General features: G+C 63.6%; 16 protein-coding genes. 13 read left to right on the top strand and 3 right to left on the bottom strand.

Going from position 1 to position 17,570, the window contains the following annotated elements:
* The first annotated feature begins 25 nt into the window (after window positions 1–25).
* The 4 genes from FS665_RS07515 to FS665_RS07500 all read left to right on the top strand — a co-directional run bounded on the left by FS665_RS07515 (window position 26) and on the right by FS665_RS07500 (window position 3,134).
* Window positions 26–373, top strand: coding sequence for an ArsC family reductase (locus FS665_RS07515; RefSeq protein ID WP_178108304.1), 348 nt, complete (start codon window positions 26–28; stop codon window positions 371–373).
* A 32-nt stretch (window positions 374–405) separates the two neighbouring features.
* Entirely contained in the window at window positions 406–1,440 is a 1,035-nt protein-coding gene (gene dapD, locus FS665_RS07510; RefSeq protein WP_145185675.1) for a 2,3,4,5-tetrahydropyridine-2,6-dicarboxylate N-succinyltransferase, read from the top strand.
* An 81-nt stretch (window positions 1,441–1,521) separates the two neighbouring features.
* On the top strand, window positions 1,522–2,727 hold the full coding sequence (locus FS665_RS07505; protein ID WP_145185670.1) for a cysteine desulfurase: 1,206 nt from the start codon (window positions 1,522–1,524) through the stop codon (window positions 2,725–2,727).
* Window positions 2,724–3,134, top strand: coding sequence for a SufE family protein (locus FS665_RS07500; RefSeq protein WP_145185667.1), 411 nt, complete (start codon window positions 2,724–2,726; stop codon window positions 3,132–3,134). Before FS665_RS07505 ends, FS665_RS07500 begins: the two co-directional genes overlap by 4 nt.
* A gap of 49 nt (window positions 3,135–3,183) precedes the next feature.
* Here the strand turns inward: FS665_RS07500 and tcdA are convergent, their stop codons facing one another.
* Window positions 3,184–3,993 carry a tRNA cyclic N6-threonylcarbamoyladenosine(37) synthase TcdA gene (gene tcdA, locus FS665_RS07495; protein WP_145185664.1) on the bottom strand — a complete coding sequence of 270 codons (810 nt, stop codon included), beginning with the start codon at window positions 3,991–3,993 and terminating at the stop codon, window positions 3,184–3,186.
* Window positions 3,994–4,124: 131 nt separating this feature from the next.
* Here tcdA and FS665_RS07490 point away from each other — a divergent pair, with 131 nt between their 5' ends.
* From FS665_RS07490 to FS665_RS07475, 4 genes are all read left to right on the top strand, one after another.
* Window positions 4,125–6,716 carry a glycosyltransferase gene (locus FS665_RS07490; RefSeq protein WP_145185661.1) on the top strand — a complete coding sequence of 864 codons (2,592 nt, stop codon included), beginning with the start codon at window positions 4,125–4,127 and terminating at the stop codon, window positions 6,714–6,716.
* Window positions 6,717–6,852: 136 nt separating this feature from the next.
* Window positions 6,853–8,004 (top strand): succinyl-diaminopimelate desuccinylase, encoded by a 1,152-nt coding sequence (gene dapE / locus FS665_RS07485; RefSeq protein ID WP_145185658.1) that lies wholly within the window; start codon window positions 6,853–6,855, stop codon window positions 8,002–8,004.
* Window positions 8,004–8,816 carry a putative RNA methyltransferase gene (locus tag FS665_RS07480; RefSeq protein WP_145185655.1) on the top strand — a complete coding sequence of 271 codons (813 nt, stop codon included), beginning with the start codon at window positions 8,004–8,006 and terminating at the stop codon, window positions 8,814–8,816. The genes dapE and FS665_RS07480 overlap by 1 nt, the downstream gene beginning before the upstream one ends.
* An 18-nt stretch (window positions 8,817–8,834) precedes the next feature.
* Entirely contained in the window at window positions 8,835–9,212 is a 378-nt protein-coding gene (locus FS665_RS07475; protein ID WP_145185652.1) for a hypothetical protein, read from the top strand.
* Window positions 9,213–9,298: 86 nt separating this feature from the next.
* Here FS665_RS07475 and FS665_RS07470 read toward each other — a convergent pair whose 3' ends face one another.
* On the bottom strand, window positions 9,299–9,508 hold the full coding sequence (locus FS665_RS07470; RefSeq protein WP_003252255.1) for a cold-shock protein: 210 nt from the start codon (window positions 9,506–9,508) through the stop codon (window positions 9,299–9,301).
* A gap of 232 nt (window positions 9,509–9,740) precedes the next feature.
* Between FS665_RS07470 and plsB the strand changes: the two genes are divergently transcribed.
* The 5 genes from plsB (at window position 9,741) to FS665_RS07445 (ending at window position 14,447) form a co-directional block, all read left to right on the top strand.
* On the top strand, window positions 9,741–12,227 hold the full coding sequence (gene plsB, locus FS665_RS07465; RefSeq protein WP_145185649.1) for a glycerol-3-phosphate 1-O-acyltransferase PlsB: 2,487 nt from the start codon (window positions 9,741–9,743) through the stop codon (window positions 12,225–12,227).
* 71 nt (window positions 12,228–12,298) lie between these two features.
* Window positions 12,299–12,700, top strand: a complete 402-nt coding sequence (locus FS665_RS07460) for a YbaY family lipoprotein (RefSeq protein WP_145185646.1) — start codon at window positions 12,299–12,301, stop codon at window positions 12,698–12,700.
* A 72-nt stretch (window positions 12,701–12,772) separates the two neighbouring features.
* Entirely contained in the window at window positions 12,773–13,171 is a 399-nt protein-coding gene (locus FS665_RS07455; RefSeq protein WP_145185643.1) for a YbaY family lipoprotein, read from the top strand.
* A gap of 25 nt (window positions 13,172–13,196) precedes the next feature.
* On the top strand, window positions 13,197–13,883 hold the full coding sequence (locus FS665_RS07450; RefSeq protein ID WP_145185640.1) for a DUF4197 domain-containing protein: 687 nt from the start codon (window positions 13,197–13,199) through the stop codon (window positions 13,881–13,883).
* Between the two features lie 162 nt (window positions 13,884–14,045).
* Window positions 14,046–14,447 (top strand): hypothetical protein, encoded by a 402-nt coding sequence (locus FS665_RS07445; protein ID WP_145185637.1) that lies wholly within the window; start codon window positions 14,046–14,048, stop codon window positions 14,445–14,447.
* 51 nt (window positions 14,448–14,498) lie between these two features.
* On the opposite strand, the gene FS665_RS07440 is transcribed toward FS665_RS07445, so the two are convergent.
* Complete coding sequence (locus FS665_RS07440) at window positions 14,499–17,564, bottom strand: efflux RND transporter permease subunit (protein ID WP_145185634.1); 3,066 nt, start codon at window positions 17,562–17,564, stop codon at window positions 14,499–14,501.
* Window positions 17,565–17,570 lie beyond the last annotated feature (6 nt).

Below are 17,570 nucleotides of genomic sequence, written 5' to 3'. Positions count from 1 at the left end.
GCAGCCTGTGGCCTCAATGTGCACAATGACCTACACGCTTTACGGCATCAAAGCCTGCGACACCATGAAGAAGGCACGTACCTGGCTAGAAGACCAGGGCATCGCCTACGAATTCCATGATTACAAGACCCAAGGCATCGACCGCGAACGCCTGAACCGCTGGTGTGACGAGCACGGCTGGGAAGTCATCCTCAACCGTGCCGGTACCACCTTCCGCAAGCTCGATGACGCCAGCAAGGCCGACATCGATCAGGCCAAGGCCGTGGAGCTGATGCACGCCCAGCCGTCGATGATCAAGCGCCCGGTGCTCGACCTTGGCGAGCGCACCCTGGTCGGCTTCAAGCCCGACCTGTACGCCGCAGCGCTGGCTTGAGCCCCCTACTCCATTTCGCACGAGGTAATTACATGTCCAATACCCTGTTCAGCCTGGCCTTCGGTGTCGGCTCCCAGAACCGTCAGGGCACCTGGCTGGAAGTGTTCTACGCCCAGCCGTTGCTCAACCCAAGCGCAGAGCTGGTGGCTGCAGTCGCGCCGATCCTCGGCTACGAAGGTGGCAACCAGGCCATCGCGTTCAGCAATGCTCAGGCCGGCAAGCTGGCCGAAGCCCTCAAGGGCGTCGACGCCGCTCAGGCTGCCTTGCTGACCCGCCTGGCCGAAAGCCATAAGCCGCTGGTTGCCACCGTACTGGCTGAAGACGCTGCACTGACCTCGACCCCAGAGGCCTACCTCAAGCTGCACCTGCTGTCGCACCGCCTGGTCAAGCCGCACGGCGTGAGCCTGGCCGGCATCTTCCCGCTGCTGCCGAACGTGGCCTGGACCAACCAGGGCGCGGTCGACCTGAGCGAATTGGCCGAGCTGCAACTCGAAGCCCGTCTGAAAGGCGAGCTGCTGGAAGTCTTCTCGGTAGACAAGTTCCCGAAGATGACCGACTACGTGGTCCCGGCCGGGGTGCGTATCGCCGACACCGCCCGTGTGCGCCTGGGCGCCTACATCGGCGAAGGCACCACCATCATGCACGAAGGCTTCGTCAACTTTAACGCCGGTACCGAAGGCCCCGGCATGATCGAAGGCCGCGTGTCCGCGGGCGTGTTCGTCGGCAAGGGCTCGGACCTCGGCGGTGGCTGCTCGACCATGGGCACCCTGTCCGGTGGCGGCAACATCGTGATCAAGGTCGGCGAAGGCTGCCTGATCGGCGCCAACGCAGGCATCGGCATTCCGCTGGGCGATCGCAACACGGTCGAGGCGGGCCTGTACATCACCGCTGGCACCAAGGTGAACCTGCTCGACGAGCACAACGAGCTGGTCAAAGTGGTCAAGGCGCGCGATCTGGCGGGCCAGACCGACCTGCTGTTCCGTCGCAACTCGCTCAATGGCGCGGTGGAGTGCAAGACGCACAAGTCGGCCATCGAGCTGAACGAGGCGCTGCACGCCCACAACTGAAAACCCTGAAGGGCTCGAAGTGTTAAGATCGGGTCTGGCGTTCACGCGCCAGACCCGATTTTCATTCCAGGCCCCGCGAACATGTTCCAGCCCTCTCCCTGGCGCGCCGATTTCCCCGCTATCGCCGCCCTGCAACGGCAGCACCAGACCTACCTGGACAGCGCTGCCACCACGCAGAAGCCGCAAGCGCTGCTCGACGCCCTGAGCCACTACTACGGCCACGGCGCCGCCAACGTCCACCGCGCCCAGCACCTGCCAGGCGCCTTGGCCACCCAGGCCTTCGAAACCAGCCGCGACAAGGTGGCAGCCTGGCTCAACGCCGCAGACGCCCAGCAGATCGTCTTCACCCACGGGGCCACCTCGGCGCTGAACCTGCTGGCCTACGGCCTGGAGCACCGTTTCGAGGCAGGTGATGAGATTGCCATCAGTGCCCTGGAGCATCACGCCAACCTGCTGCCCTGGCAACAGCTGGCGCAACGGCGCAACCTGCGCCTGGTGGTCTTGCCGCTCAACGCCCAGGGCCAGGTCGATCTGGAGCAGGCATTGCAACTGATCGGCCCGCGCACCCGCGTGCTCGCCATCAGCCAGCTGTCCAACGTGCTGGGGACCTGGCAACCGCTGCCGGCGCTGCTGGCCCACGCCCGTGCCCAAGGTGCTCTGAGTGTGGTCGACGGTGCCCAGGGCGTGGTGCATGGTCGCCATGACGTGCAGCAACTCGATTGCGATTTCTATGTGTTCTCCAGCCACAAGCTGTACGGCCCGGACGGGGTCGGCGTGCTGTACGGCCAGCGCCAGGCCTTGGCCATGTTACGTCACTGGCAGTTCGGAGGCGAAATGGTGCAGCTGGCTGACTATCAGAGCGCCAGTTTCCGCCCTGCGCCGCTGGGCTTCGAGGCCGGCACCCCGCCGATTGCCGGGGTGATCGGACTGGGCGCGACGCTGGACTACCTGGCCAGTCTTGACCCGAATGCCGTGCAGGCCCACGAAGCCAGCCTGCACCAGCACCTGCTACGTGGCCTGGGTGACCGCGAGGGGGTACGCCTGCTGGGTGCGCCCCAGGCCGCGCTGGCCAGCTTCGTCATCGACGGCGTGCACAATGCCGACATCGCCCATTTGCTCACCGAGCAAGGTATCGCGGTGCGCGCCGGGCATCACTGCGCGATGCCGTTGCTCAACGGGCTGGGGCTGCAGGGGGCGATTCGCGTGTCACTGGGGCTGTACAACGACAGCGATGACCTGCAACGCTTCTTCACTGCACTGGACCAAAGCCTGGAGCTGCTGCGATGAGCTTGTCGGCACCGGCGCAGCAAGCGCTGCAAGCGTTTGCCCAGTGCCAGGCCTGGGAGCAACGCGCCCGGCTGCTGATGCAGTGGGGCGAGCAGCTCGAGCCGCTGGATCACGCTGACAAGACCGAGGCCAACCGCGTGCACGGCTGTGAGAGCCGGGTGTGGCTGGTGGCCGACCAGGTCGAGGGGCAATGGCGCTTCAAGGCCAGCAGCGATGCGCGCCTGCTACGCGGCTTGCTGGCACTGTTGCTGGTAAGGGTGCAAGGCTTGCCCAGCACGCAATTGGCGGAGCTCGATCTGCGTGACTGGTTCACCCAGCTGGGGCTGGCACGACAATTGTCGCCCTCACGCAGCAATGGCCTGCATGCGGTGTTGCTGCGCATGGCGCAGTTGACAGGGCCCGGCTAGCGAGCCCGCGTGCCGGGGGCGGCGCGGATGACCGAGTGAAGCCTGGTCCTTACTCAGGCTTGACCCGCTCAGAGGGCCGCCGCGCCCCCGCCACCAGCTTCTCGATCGCCTTGCTCGCCGCGACCATGCCGAAGGTCGCGGTTACCATCATCACCGCACCGAAGCCCCCGGCGCAGTCCAGCCGTACGCCTTCGCCGACGAAGCTTTTTTGCAGGCACACACTGCCATCGCCCTTGGGGTAGCGCAGCTGCTCGCTGGAAAACACACAGGGCACCCCATAGTTGCGGCTGACGTTGCGCGAGAAGTTGTAGTCGCGGCGCAAGGTCGAGCGTACTCGCGAGGCCAGGGGGTCGTTGAAGGTCTTGTTGAGGTCGCCGACCTGGATCTGCGTGGGGTCGATCTGCCCGCCGGCGCCGCCGGTGGTGACCACGGCGATCTTGCGGCGCCGGCACCAGGCGATCAGCGCAGCCTTGGCCATCACGCTGTCGATGCAATCGATCACCGCATCGAGGTCTTCGTGAATGTACTCGACCATGGTGTCGCGGGTGACGAAATCCGCTACCGCATGCACGCTGAGCGCCGGATTGATCGCCCGCAGGCGCTCGGCCATCACCTCGACCTTGGGCCGGCCCACCTGGCCTTCCAGCGCGTGAGCCTGACGGTTGGTGTTGCTGACGCAGACGTCGTCCAGGTCGAACAGGGTGATCTCGCCCACGCCACTGCGTGCCAGCGCTTCGGCAGCCCACGAGCCGACGCCGCCAATGCCGACCACGGCCACATGGGCGTTGGCCAGGCGCTGCAGCCCTTGCTCGCCATACAGCCGGGCAACGCCAGCGAAGCGTGGATCTTCTGTGCTCATGTCGGTACCCCTGGGCTCTGACGCAAAAACGGCGCGCATTATAGGCCAGTGATGGCGTTGACCTCCATCGTTAGGAAAGACCCCATCATTACTGCTTTAATGTCCTATCCCTCAGATCAAAACGGTTCACAATGTCATCTCGCAAATTCGGCCTCAATCTGGTGGTGGTCCTGGCCATTGCCGCACTGTTCACCGGGTTCTGGGCACTGATCAATCGCCCGGTGTCCGCGCCTGCCTGGCCCGAACAGATCTCAGGATTTTCGTATTCGCCGTTTCGCCTCGGCGAAAGCCCGCAGAAAGGTCAGTACCCCACTGAAGACGAGATGCGTCAGGATCTTGAGCAGATGAACAAGCTCACCGACAACATCCGTATCTACACCGTCGAGGGCACCCAGGCAGAGATTCCGCGCCTGGCCGAAGAGCTTGGCCTGCGAGTGACGCTGGGCATCTGGATCAGCAAGGACCTGGAGCGCAACGAGCGCGAGATCGCCAAGGGCATCGAGCTCGCCAACCATTCGCGCAGCGTGGTGCGGGTGGTGGTGGGCAACGAAGCGCTGTTTCGCGAGGAGGTCACCGCGCAGGAGCTGATCGCCTACCTGGACCGGGTCCGCGCAGCGGTGAAAGTGCCGGTCACCACCAGTGAACAGTGGCACATCTGGAAGGAAAACCCCGAGCTGGGCCAGCACGTCGACCTGATCGCCGCGCACATCCTGCCCTATTGGGAATTCGTGCCGATGAAAGACTCGGTGCAATTCGTGCTCGACCGCGCGCGCGAACTGCGCCAGCAGTTCTCGCACAAGTCGCTGCTGCTGTCGGAGGTCGGTTGGCCCAGCAATGGCCGCATGCGCGGTGGCGCCGATGCCACCCAGGCCGACCAGGCCATCTACCTGCGTACGCTGGTCAACACCTTGAACCGCCGCGGCTACAACTATTTCGTCATCGAAGCCTACGACCAGCCCTGGAAGGCCAGTGACGAAGGTTCGGTGGGCGCCTACTGGGGGGTGTTCAACGCCGAACGGCAGCAGAAATTCAACTTCGAAGGGCCGGTGGTGGCGATTCCCCAGTGGCGAGCGCTGGCGGTCGCCTCGGTGGTCCTGGCCATGATCGCCCTGACCGTACTGCTGATCGACGGCTCTGCCCTGCGCCAGCGTGGGCGTACGTTCCTGACCTTCATCACCTTCCTGTGCGGATCGGTACTGGTGTGGATCGCCTATGACTACAGCCAGCAATACAGCACCTGGTTCAGCCTGACCGTGGGAATGTTGCTGGCGCTCGGTGCGCTGGGCGTGTTCATCGTGCTGTTGACCGAAGCGCATGAGCTGGCCGAGGCGGTGTGGATCCACAAGCGCCGCCGCGAGTTTCTCCCGGTGCAGGGCGACAGCGCCTACCGGCCCAAGGTGTCGGTGCACGTCCCCTGCTACAACGAGCCACCGGAGATGGTCAAGCAGACCCTAGATGCCCTCGCCGCTCTGGATTATCCCGACTACGAAGTGCTGGTGATCGACAACAACACCAAGGACCCTGCCGTGTGGGAGCCGCTCAAGGCCCACTGCGAGCAGCTCGGTGAGCGCTTCAAGTTCTTCCACGTCGCACCGCTGGCCGGCTTCAAGGGGGGCGCCCTGAACTACCTGCTGCCGCATACGGCCAAGGATGCCGAGGTGATTGCCGTGATCGACTCGGACTACTGCGTCGATCGCAACTGGCTCAAGCACATGGTGCCGCACTTCGCCGATCCGAAGATCGCCGTGGTGCAGTCGCCGCAGGATTACCGCGACCAGCACGAAAGCGCGTTCAAGAAGCTGTGCTACAGCGAGTACAAGGGGTTCTTTCACATCGGCATGGTCACGCGCAACGACCGCGATGCGATCATCCAGCACGGCACCATGACCATGACCCGGCGCAGCGTCCTGCAAGAGCTGGGCTGGGCCGAGTGGTGCATCTGCGAAGACGCAGAGCTCGGCCTGCGGGTGTTCGAGAAGGGCCTGTCGGCCGCCTACGCGCACAACAGCTATGGCAAGGGCCTGATGCCCGACACCTTCATCGACTTCAAGAAGCAACGTTTCCGCTGGGCCTACGGCGCCATCCAGATCATCAAGCACCATGCCGGCGCCTTGCTGCGCGGCAAAGGCAGCGAACTGACCCGCGGCCAGCGCTACCACTTCCTGGCCGGCTGGCTGCCATGGGTGGCCGACGGCATGAACATCTTTTTCACCGTGGGCGCGCTGTTGTGGTCGGCGGCGATGATCATCGTGCCGCACCGGGTCGATCCGCCGCTGATGATCTTCGCCATCCCGCCGCTGGCGCTGTTCTTCTTCAAGGTCGGCAAGATCATTTTCCTCTACCGCCGCGCGGTGGGGGTCGACCTCAAGGACGCTTTCGCCGCCGCGCTGGCTGGCCTTGCGTTGTCGCACACTATCGCCAAGGCCGTGCTGTATGGCTTCTTCACCAGCAGCATGCCGTTCTTCCGCACGCCGAAGAATGCCGACAGTCATGGGTTGCTGGTGGCGATTTCAGAAGCGCGCGAAGAGCTGTTCATCATGTTGCTGTTGTGGGGCGCAGCGGCCGGGATATGCCTGGTGCAGGGGCTGCCAAGCTCCGACATGCGCTTCTGGGTGGCGATGTTGCTGGTGCAGTCGCTGCCGTATGTGGCGGCATTGGTGATGGCGTTTCTGTCGTCGCTGCCCAAACCCGCAGAAAAAGCTGCAGAACCGCAGCAGGCTTGATGTGCTTGGGGCCGTCCACCCTGCAGGGGCGGCCTCAGGTCGCGAAAGGGCTGCACAGCGGCCCCAACGCTTCATCGCTTTGATATAAGATAACGCCCCTTAGATTTCCCCGCCTTGCCTTGCCCCGGAGTTCCCCATGACGGCCCCTGCCGAGCTCTCGCCTACCCTGCAACTGGCCTGCGACTTGATCCGTCGCCCCTCGGTCACCCCCATCGATGCCGATTGCCAGGCGCAGATGATGAACCGCCTGGGCGCCGTAGGCTTCCAGCTCGAGCCCATGCGCATCGAAGACGTCGACAACTTCTGGGCCACCCACGGCGAGCAGGACGGGCCGGTGCTGTGCTTTGCCGGCCACACCGACGTGGTGCCGACCGGCCCGGTGCAGCAGTGGCAGCATGAGCCGTTCGAAGCGCTGATCGACGCCGATGGCATGCTCTGCGGGCGTGGCGCTGCCGACATGAAAGGCAGCCTGGCTTCGATGGTGATCGCCAGCGAACGCTTCGTGCAGGACTATCCCAACCACCGTGGCAAAGTTGCCTTCCTCATCACCAGCGATGAAGAAGGGCCTGCGCACCATGGCACCAAAGCCGTCGTCGAGCGCCTCAAGGCGCGTAACGAGCGCCTGGACTGGTGCATCGTCGGCGAGCCATCGAGCACCACGGTGCTCGGCGATGTGGTCAAGAACGGTCGCCGTGGCTCGCTCGGTGCGAAGCTGACCGTACGCGGCAAGCAAGGCCATGTGGCCTATCCGCACCTGGCGCGCAACCCGATCCACTTGGCGGCCCCGGCCCTGGCGGAGCTGGCAGCCGAGCACTGGGATCGAGGCAATGCGTTCTTTCCGCCAACCAGCTTCCAGATCTCCAACCTCAACTCGGGCACCGGCGCCACCAATGTCGTGCCGGGCGAGCTGACGGCGTTGTTCAATTTCCGTTTCTCCACCGAATCGAGCGTCGAAGGCCTGCAGGCGCGGGTAGCGGCGATCCTCGACAAGCACGCCCTTGAATGGTCGATCGACTGGGCGTTGTCGGGCCTGCCGTTTCTGACCGAACCGGGCGAGCTGCTCGATGCGGTGGCGGCCAGCATCAAAGGGGTGACCGGCCGCGACACCCAGCCTTCGACCAGCGGCGGGACCTCCGATGGCCGTTTCATCGCCACCATGGGCACGCAGGTGGTCGAGCTTGGCCCGGTCAACGCCACCATTCACCAGGTCGACGAGCGCATCCTGGCCAGCGACCTCGACCTGCTCAGCGAAATCTACTACCAGACCCTGGTCCGGTTGCTCGCCTGATGCTCGCCTGCCCTCTTTGCCAAGCGGCCCTGACTCAACTCGACAATGGCGTGGTCTGCCCGGCGGGTCATCGCTTCGACCGAGCCCGCCAGGGTTACCTGAACCTGCTGCCGGTCCAGCACAAGAATAGCCGCGACCCGGGCGACAACCAGGCCATGGTCGAGGCACGCCGCGCCTTTCTCGACGCCGGACACTATGCCCCGGTCGCCCAGCGCCTGGCGCAACTGGCCGCCGAGCGCGAGCCTGCGACCTGGCTGGACATCGGCTGCGGCGAAGGCTATTACACTGCCCAGCTTGGCGAGGCGTTACCAAAAGCGGCGGGCTACGCGTTGGATATTTCCCGTGAAGCGGTGAAGCGTGCCTGCCGTCGCGCCCCAGAGATTACCTGGATGGTCGCCAGCATGGCCCGCGTGCCGCTGGCCGACGCCAGCTGTCAGTTCATCGCCAGCGTGTTCAGCCCGCTGGACTGGGACGAAGCCCAGCGCCTGCTCAGCCCCGGCGGTGGGTTGATGCGGGTTGGCCCGACCAGCGGCCATCTGATGGAACTGCGCGAAGTGCTTTACGATGAAGTGCGCCCCTATGCCGATGACAAGCACCTGGCCCTGGTGCCCGAAGGCATGGTGCATGCGCACAGCGAAACGTTGGCGTTTCGCTTGAGCCTGGCCGACCGCGGCGCGCGGGCCGACCTGCTGGCAATGACGCCGCACGGTTGGCGCGCCAGCGCCGAGAAGCGCGCCAGGGTCATTGAACAGCCTGAGCCTTTCGAGGTCACGGTTTCCATGCGATACGACTACTTCCTGCGCCAGCACTGAGTACACACCGGAGTCTTCATGCGCCAACCTGATATCGAGATTTACCTCAAAGACGCCGACGTCGACCACCGCCAGATTGCCCAGTGGCTTGGCCAGGCCATCGGCACGTGCAGCGAATGGCAACAGAAGGGTCAGACCTTCAAGTGCCTGGCCGGTAACATCAAGGTCACTTGGTTACCCAAGGCTGTAGGGAAATGGAACAGCCTCTACCTGGAAAGCGACCAGACCCCCTGGGTCGACGACGTCGCCTGCGCCCGCGCCGCGTTCGCTGCATTGAACGTGGAAGTCCGCTGCGCACCGGGTGGCTGGGTCGAGGAAGATGGCGAAGAAGATGCCGACCGCTGGATCCGCATCAGCGCCGACGGCGAAGAAGAAATCACCTGGCGCACGGCTTGAGCTGCAAGCTGAAAGCTGGATGGCATCAGGCTGCAAGTACACGGTCACTTGCAGCTTGAGGCTAGAGGCTTGTGGCTCGAGGCCGGTTACAGGCCGACCACGTCCTCGGCCTGCAGGCCTTTCTGGCCCTGCACGCAGGCGTACTCCACACGCTGTCCTTCGACCAGGGTACGATGCCCCTCACCGCGGATCGCCCGATAGTGGACGAATACATCCGCCCCACCTTCGCGCTGAATGAAGCCATAGCCTTTGGCATCGTTGAACCACTTAACATTCCCAGTCTCACGAGACGACATCTGAACTACTCCGGATTTTTTATTGTGAAGATCGCCTTGCAGACGCAGGGGGTCCTCCCTGCGTCGACGCCGCTTGGCGAAATATCCTGCAAGCGGCAGGCCGAGTATATGACACAGAACAAAATATTTTCATGACCGTCCCGGTATTTACGGTCTTTTGCTGAACTTGCAGCGATACGGCAGACTAAATACCTGTTCATCCTTACATAATCATTTCCAGGCCACTCACCCCATGACCCGTTCCCCCCTGCGCCGTCTGATCTTCGGCGCCCTGCGCCGCTTGATGTACCTGTGGGTGCGTTCCGAAACCATCAACCAGTCGTCGATGAGCCTCAACCTGGACCGTAGCCGGCCGGTGTTCTACGCCCTGCCTTCGCCTTCGCTCACCGACCTGGCGGTGCTCGACCACGAATGCACCAAAGCGGGGCTGCCTCGCCCGGTCTTGCCCGTGGCAGTTGGCGCACTGCATGAGCCTGCCGCATTCTTCTACCTGACCCCCGAGCCGGACTGGCTGGGACGCCACGACAAACGCGGCGCCCCGCCGACGCTCGAGCGCCTGGTCGCAGCCATCAGTCAGCACGCCGAGGAAGACGCGCAGATCATTCCCGTCAGCGTATTCTGGGGGCAGACCCCAGCCAGCGAGAGCAGCCCGTGGAAATTGCTGTTCGCCGACAGCTGGGCGGTGACCGGGCGCCTGCGCCGGCTGCTGACCGTACTGATTCTGGGACGCAAGACCCGCGTGCAGTTTTCAGCGCCGATTCACCTGCGCGAACTGGTGCAGCACAACAAAGGCCATGAGCGCACCGTGCGCATGGCCCAGCGCTTGATGCGAGTGCACTTTCGCAACCTCAAGACCGCCGTCATCGGCCCCGATCTCTCGCACCGGCGCAACCTGGTAAAGGGCCTGATCCACGCGCCGCTGGTGCGCCAGGCGATCGCCGAGCAGGCGCAGCGCGACCAGGTGGCGCCAGCCAAGGCCGAAGCCAAGGCCCTGCACTACGCCAACGAGATCGCCTCGGACTATACCTACACCGCGATCCGCTTCCTGGAAGTGGTGCTCAGCTGGTTCTGGAACAAGATCTACGACGGCATCAAGGTCAACCACATCGAGCAGGTCCAAGGCATCGCGCCGGGTCACGAAGTCATCTACGTGCCCTGCCACCGCAGCCATATCGACTACCTGCTGCTGTCCTACCTGTTGTTTCGCAACGGCCTCACGCCACCGCACATCGCCGCCGGCATCAATCTCAACATGCCGGTGATCGGCGGCCTGCTGCGCCGCGGCGGTGCCTTCTTCATGCGCCGTACCTTCAAGGGCAACCCGTTGTACACCGCCGTGTTCAACGAGTACCTGCACACCCTGTTCACCAAGGGCTTCCCGGTAGAGTACTTCGTCGAAGGCGGCCGCTCGCGCACCGGACGGATGCTGCAGCCACGCCCGGGGATGCTGGCGATCACCTTACGCAGCTTCCTGCGTTCCTCACGCACACCCATTGTCTTCGTTCCGGTCTACATCGGCTATGAGCGGGTACTTGAAGGCCGCACGTATCTCGGCGAGCTGCGCGGTGCGAGCAAGAAGAAAGAATCGATCTTCGACATCTTCAAGGTCATCGGCGCCCTCAAGCAGCGCTTTGGCCAGGTGGCTGTCAACTTTGGCGAGCCCATCCGCCTGGCCGCGTTCCTCGACCAGCAGCAGCCTGGCTGGCGCGAGCAGGCGCTGGGCCCGCAGTACCGTCCGGCCTGGCTGAACGAAACCACTGCGCGCCTGGGCCAGACCGTCGCCCGTCATCTCAACGAGGCCGCTGCGGTCAACCCGGTCAATCTGGTGGCCTTGGCCCTGCTTTCCACCAGCCGACTGGCCCTGGACGAACGCGCGTTGACTAAGGTTCTCGACCTCTACCTTGCCTTGCTCCGGCAAGTCCCGTATTCGGCGCACACCACCCTGCCTGAAGGCGACGGCCATGCGCTGATCGAGCACGTGCGCGGCATGGACCTGCTGGCTGAACAGAACGATGCGCTGGGCCGGATCCTCTACCTGGATGAAGCCAATGCGGTGCTGATGACCTATTACCGCAACAACGTCTTGCACATCTTCGCCCTGCCGGCGCTGCTGGCGAGTTTCTTCCTCAGTAGTTCGCGCATGAGCCGCGAGTTGCTTGGCCAGTATGTGCATGCCCTGTACCCCTACCTGCAAGCCGAACTGTTCCTGCGCTGGCCCCCTGAGCAGCTCGATGAGGTCATCGATCAATGGCTGGCGGCACTGGTCGAGCACGGCCTGCTGCGCGTCGAGAACGACGTGTACATGCGCCCCGCCCCAAGTTCGCGCCCTTTCGTGCTGCTGACGCTGCTGGCTCGCACCATCACCCAGACCTTGCAACGCTTCTACATGGCGACGTCGCTGTTGCTCAACAGTGGCCAGCACAGCCTGAACGCCGAAGAACTCGAAGCGCTGTGCGTGACCATGGCCCAGCGCCTGTCGATTCTGCATGGCCTCAATGCGCCGGAATTCTTCGACAAGACCCTGTTCCGTCATTTCATTGAAACGCTGATCGAGCAAGGTGTGCTGCGCGCCGATGACAGCGGCAAGCTTGGCTACCACGCCAAGCTCGGCGAACTGGCCGAAGGCGTCGCCAAACGGGTGCTGTCGGCAGAGCTGCGGTTGTCGATTCGCCAGGTAGCGCTGCATCGCGACGAGCCGGTCGATACGGTCCAAGGGTAACCGTTCAGCCTGCGCCCGACCTTCGAGAGGGATCAGCATCATCGCGCTCGATCCCCTCAAGGAGTTCCAACATGACGCTACTGAAATCCATCGATGTTGAAATCGTCTCGACCGCTGACAATGTGCTGCCAGCCGCCGCGCAGATTCAGCTCAGCTTGCTCGATGTTTCCCTGGCTGACGCGCCCTCGGTCGCGCTGGCCCAGTTGAACGTGCGCTGCGCAGGTTTGCTGCCAGCCAGGCTGTCGCTGAGCTTCGATGCCAACCAGATCGACCCGCGGCACAGCTATGCGCTGGCGGTGTGTATCGAACAGGATGGCAAACTGCTGTACATCAACACCACTGAGCATCGGGTCGATCTGCCTGATGCCTGTGGCACTCAGCGAGTGGTCGTGGACAAGGTGGCCAGTGCGATTGCCGGTATCCACGGCGGTAACGTGCCTGAAGGCATCCACGGCGGCAACCGTCTGGACTGACCACTGCACGCGGAAAATCCGCTAAAGTCCTGGAGCTGGTCACAAGCCAGCTTCAAGGTCTACGGAGATTCCATGAAAAAGCTCTTTATGCTGTGTTGCGCATCCCTGCTCGCAGCCTGCTCCAGCCACAGCCCCTCTGACCAGGCAAGCCTGGATGGCGAAGTTTTCTACTTGCAGCGCATCGCCCTGCCGCCCAATGCGACCCTGAGCGTCGAGTTGCAAGACGTCTCGCTGATGGACGCGCCTGCCGTGACCCTGGCCCGCCAGGCCGGCCCGATCAACGGCAATGTGCCGCTGCCGTTCCACCTTGACTACGACCGTGCCCAGGTCAAGCCAGGTCACCGCTATGCGCTCAGTGCGCGTATCGAGATGGCTGGCAAATTGCTGTTCATCAATACCGAACACCACGGCGTGACGCTCGATGGCAGCGACCAGCAGCCGGTGCGGGTCAAAGTTGACCCGGTGCGATAGCCTCATTCACTTCAAGGAACAACCCATGATCCGCGCCTCCCTGCGCTTTACCACACTGTGCGCCGGCCTGCTGCTGTCAGCCAGCGCCCTCGCCCTTTCGCTGGGCGACCTGAGCCAGTCCGATGCCAGCGCCGGCCTGAAGGACGCCCTCACCCAAGGCGCCCAGGTTGCCGTCAAGCAACTGAGTACACCGGGTGGTTTCAGCAATAACCCCGATGTGCGCATCGAGCTGCCGGGCAACCTGGGCAAGGCCGCCAAGGCCATGAAAATGTTCGGCAAGGGTGACCAGGTCGAAGCCCTGGAAACCAGCATGAACAAAGCCGCCGAGGCCGCGGTGCCGCAGGCCCAGGCCATTCTGGTCGACGCCGTGAAGAAGATGACCGTGACCGATGCCAAGGGCATTCTCAGCGGCGGCGCCGATTCGGCTACCCAGTACCTGAACAAGAGCAGCCGCGAACAGATCCGCGCCAAGTTCCTGCCCATCGTCAAACAGGCCACCGACCAGGTCGGCGTCGCCCAGCAATACAACGCCTTCGCCGGTCAGGCCAAAGGCTTGGGTCTGATCAAGAATGACGCCAACATCGAGAACTACGTCACCGAGAAAGCGCTCGACGGCCTGTTCGAAATGATCGCCAAGCAAGAGCAAAGCATCCGCCAAAACCCCGCACAGGCCGCCACCAGCCTGGCCAAGAAAGTCTTCGGCGCGCTTTAACGTCGCGCAAGACCGCTGCAAGGACGTTCAATACGCCTTGCAGCACCACCACCAAGCGTCCTGCTCCGCGTGACGGACATCCAGCCCGGGCGTGACTTCCATCCTCCATCGCTAACCGATCGCTTGCATGCTTGAAGCGCCTATCCACCAGGAGCTTCAACAATGTCCGACCAATCCAGCGTGCAGATCTGCATAGACCATAACGACCTGAAGGGCATGGCACCCGATGCCTCGGCAGGTTATGAACTGGTTCTCAGCGAGGAGCTGCAAGGCAGGGGCGCAGCAGAGGGGAAGTTGTTTATGCACCCTGTCGTCACCCTGAAGCGAAACGGCGCACTGGCGCTGCCGCAGACGTTCAGCTTCATCATCGATGACAATCACGTAAAAGCCGGTCGTCGCTATGAGGTGCGAGTGCGTTATCGGATCAACAGCAACGGGCGCAACGGCGACCGCCTGGAATGGCGCACCACGTTCGTGGCCGAGCCTGATGCATGGGTCGCCCCACGTCCCGCGCGCATGCACGGTCCGTGCGTAGGCCTCACCAGCGCTTGCGTCGATTGGTAACCCTGAGCATCACCTAGCGAGGGCGAGCGCCAGCGCTCGCCCTTTTCAGGCTCAGCGCTTCTTCACCCTGAACCAGGCAGCGTACAGCGCTGGCAGGAACAGCAAGGTCAGCGCCGTGGCCACGATCAGGCCGCCCATGATTGCCACCGCCATCGGTCCGTAGAACACGCTACGCGACAACGGGATCATCGCCAGCACGGCCGCCAGCGCGGTCAGCACGATCGGCCGGAAGCGCCGCACCGTGGCCTCGATGATCGCCTGCCAGCGGTCCAGCCCCGAGGCGATGTCCTGCTCGATCTGATCCACCAGGATGACCGAATTGCGCATGATCATTCCTGCCAGGGCGATGGTGCCGAGCATGGCGACGAAACCGAACGGTTGACGGAACACCAGGAGGAACAGGGTCACGCCGATCAGCCCCAGCGGCGCGGTGAGGAACACCATCACCGTGCGCGAGAAACTGCGCAGCTGAATCATCAGCAGACTCAGCACCACCACGATGAACAGCGGCATGCCGGCATTGACCGAGCGTTGCCCGCGTTCGGCATCTTCGACCGTGCCGCCCACTTCCAGCAAGTAGCCATCAGGCAGCGCTGCCTTGATCTGCTGCAGCGTCGGCAAGATTTGCTTGACCAGGCTGGCCGGCTGCTCCTTGTCGTAGATATCGGCGCGCACGGTCACCGTCGGCAGACGGTTGCGGTGCCAGATGATGCCTTCTTCAAAACCATACTGCAGGGTCGCTACCTGCGACAGCGTCACGCTCTGGCCGTTGTCGGTGGGCAGCGCCAGGCTGCCCAGGTCTGCCAGCTCGCCGCGCTCGCGCGGAGTGCCGCGCAAAAGGATCTCGATCAGTTCATTGTCTTCGCGGTACTGGCTGACCGTGCTGCCGGTGAGCGAGCTTTGCAGGAAGCTCGACACGTGCGCCGTGCTGACCCCAAGCGCACGCGCACGGTCCTGATCGATGGCCAGGAAGACCGCTTTGCTCGGCTCTTCCCAATCCAGGTGCACATTCACCACATGCGGGTTTTCGCGGACCTTGTCAGCCACTTCACGGGCCAGGGTACGGGCTTTTTCGATGTGTTCGCCGGTGATGCGGAACTGCACCGGGTAACCAACGGGCGGTCCGTTTTCCAGGCGCGTGACCCGCGCACGCAAATCCGGAAACTGCTGTTCGACGGTAGTGATCAGCCAACTGCGCAAGCGCTCGCGCGCCTCCATCGAATCAGCCAGGACCACGAACTGGGCAAAGCTTGCCGCCGGCAGCTGTTGGTCCAGGGGCAGATAGAAACGTGGCGAACCGGTCCCCACGTAGGCCACATAGTTGTCGATGCCCTGCTGCTCGCGCAGCAGGGCTTCGAGCTGCTTGACCCGCTCGGCGGTATTGGCCAGCGAGGCGCCTTCGGCGAGCTTGAGATCGACCATTAGTTCAGGGCGCCCGGAGGCTGGGAAAAACTGCTGCGGCACGAAGCGGAACAACAGGATGCTGCCAACGAAGGCGGCGATGGTCAGCACGATCACCGTCTTGCGGTGCCGCACGCACCACTCCACCACCCGCCGCACGCGCTGGTAGAACGGCGTGCCATACGGGTCCGGGGCATGGCCGTCGCGGCCATGGCGGGCCGCGTGCAGCTTGGCCAGATCAGGCAGCAGGCGCTCGCCCAGGTACGGCACGAAGAGCACCGCCGCTACCCAGGAAGTCAACAGCGCGATGGTCACGACTTGGAAGATCGAGCGGGTGTACTCGCCCGTGCTGGAGGCTGCCGTGGCAATCGGCAAGAAGCCTGCGGCGGTGATGAGGGTGCCGGTCAGCATCGGAAACGCCGTACTGGTCCAGGCGTAGCTCGCCGCCTTGAGGCGGTCGAAGCCTTGTTCCATCTTGATCGCCATCATTTCCACGGCGATGATCGCGTCGTCCACCAACAGCCCCAGCGCCAGTACCAGGGCCCCCAGGGAGATCTTGTGCAGGCCGATCCCGAAGTAGTGCATCGCCGCGAAGGTCATGGCCAGTACCAGCGGGATCGCCAGCGCTACCACCAGGCCCGTGCGCAGGCCCAGGGAGAAGAAGCTCACCAGCAACACGATCACCAGCGCCTCGATCAGTACCTGGACGAACTCGCCGACGCCGGCCTTGACCGCCGCCGGCTGATCGGACACCTTGCGCAGCTCCATGCCGGCAGGCAGATTGCTGGCCAGGCGCTCGAACTGACCTTCCAGGGCCTTGCCCAGCGCCAGGATATCGCCGCCGTCCTTCATCGAAACAGCCAGGCCGATGGCGTCCTCGCCCATGAAACGCATGCGCGGCGCTGGCGGGTCGTTGAAGCCGCGATGAACCTCGGCGACATCGTCGATGCGCAGGGTGCGATCAGCGACCCGGATGGGGAACTGACGAATCTGCTCGACGCTGTCGAAACGCCCGCTCACTCGCAGTTGCAGGCGCTCGCTGGGGGTCTCGAAAAAGCCCGCGCTGCTGACCGCGTTCTGCTCGCGCAGCGCTTGCTGCACGGCCTGCAGCGGCACACCCAGGGTCGCCAGCTTGAGGTTCGACAGCTCGATCCAGATCTTCTCGTCCTGCAGCCCGAGCAGCTCGACCTTGCCCACATCCTTGACCCGCTGCAGCTGGATCTGGATACGGTCGGCATAGTCCTTGAGCACGGCATAATCGAAACCCTGCCCGGTCAATGCGTAGATATTGCCGAAGGTCGTGCCGAACTCGTCGTTGAAAAACGGGCCCTGGATCTCTGGCGGCAGAGTGTGGCGAATGTCCGCAACCTTCTTGCGGATCTGGTACCACAGCTCGGGGATGGCGCTGGAACGCAGCGAGTCGCGCGCCATGAAGGTGACCTGCGATTCACCCGGGCGCGAGAACGACACGATCTTCTCGTACTCACCGGTTTCCATCAGCTTTTTCTCAATGCGCTCGGTGACCTGGCGCGACACCTCCTCCGCGGTGGCGCCAGGCCACAGGGTACGCACGACCATGGCCTTGAAGGTGAACGGCGGGTCCTCGCTCTGCCCGAGCTTGGTGTAGGACATGGCACCAATGGCTGCGAGCAGTATCATCAGGAACAGTACGATCTGGCGATTGCGCAACGCCCAGGCGGAAAGGTTGAAACCCATCGCGAC

This window comes from Pseudomonas sp. URMO17WK12:I11, assembly GCF_007677725.1.
Classification (GTDB): domain Bacteria; phylum Pseudomonadota; class Gammaproteobacteria; order Pseudomonadales; family Pseudomonadaceae; genus Aquipseudomonas.
The sequence above is the reverse complement of the archived record's forward strand: the minus strand, read 5'-3'. Positions and strand labels throughout refer to the sequence as shown.

Excerpts from the sequence above, each read along its gene's own strand:
- FS665_RS07515 (WP_178108304.1), top strand. The coding sequence starts at position 26 with ATGACCTACACGCTTTACGGCATCAAAGCCTGCGACACCATGAAGAAG.
- dapD (WP_145185675.1), top strand. The coding sequence starts at position 406 with ATGTCCAATACCCTGTTCAGCCTGGCCTTCGGTGTCGGCTCCCAGAAC.
- FS665_RS07505 (WP_145185670.1), top strand. The coding sequence starts at position 1,522 with ATGTTCCAGCCCTCTCCCTGGCGCGCCGATTTCCCCGCTATCGCCGCC.
- FS665_RS07500 (WP_145185667.1), top strand. The coding sequence starts at position 2,724 with ATGAGCTTGTCGGCACCGGCGCAGCAAGCGCTGCAAGCGTTTGCCCAG.
- tcdA (WP_145185664.1), bottom strand. The coding sequence starts at position 3,993 with ATGAGCACAGAAGATCCACGCTTCGCTGGCGTTGCCCGGCTGTATGGC.
- FS665_RS07490 (WP_145185661.1), top strand. The coding sequence starts at position 4,125 with ATGTCATCTCGCAAATTCGGCCTCAATCTGGTGGTGGTCCTGGCCATT.
- dapE (WP_145185658.1), top strand. The coding sequence starts at position 6,853 with ATGACGGCCCCTGCCGAGCTCTCGCCTACCCTGCAACTGGCCTGCGAC.
- FS665_RS07480 (WP_145185655.1), top strand. The coding sequence starts at position 8,004 with ATGCTCGCCTGCCCTCTTTGCCAAGCGGCCCTGACTCAACTCGACAAT.
- FS665_RS07475 (WP_145185652.1), top strand. The coding sequence starts at position 8,835 with ATGCGCCAACCTGATATCGAGATTTACCTCAAAGACGCCGACGTCGAC.
- FS665_RS07470 (WP_003252255.1), bottom strand. The coding sequence starts at position 9,508 with ATGTCGTCTCGTGAGACTGGGAATGTTAAGTGGTTCAACGATGCCAAA.
- plsB (WP_145185649.1), top strand. The coding sequence starts at position 9,741 with ATGACCCGTTCCCCCCTGCGCCGTCTGATCTTCGGCGCCCTGCGCCGC.
- FS665_RS07460 (WP_145185646.1), top strand. The coding sequence starts at position 12,299 with ATGACGCTACTGAAATCCATCGATGTTGAAATCGTCTCGACCGCTGAC.
- FS665_RS07455 (WP_145185643.1), top strand. The coding sequence starts at position 12,773 with ATGAAAAAGCTCTTTATGCTGTGTTGCGCATCCCTGCTCGCAGCCTGC.
- FS665_RS07450 (WP_145185640.1), top strand. The coding sequence starts at position 13,197 with ATGATCCGCGCCTCCCTGCGCTTTACCACACTGTGCGCCGGCCTGCTG.
- FS665_RS07445 (WP_145185637.1), top strand. The coding sequence starts at position 14,046 with ATGTCCGACCAATCCAGCGTGCAGATCTGCATAGACCATAACGACCTG.
- FS665_RS07440 (WP_145185634.1), bottom strand. The coding sequence starts at position 17,564 with ATGGGTTTCAACCTTTCCGCCTGGGCGTTGCGCAATCGCCAGATCGTA.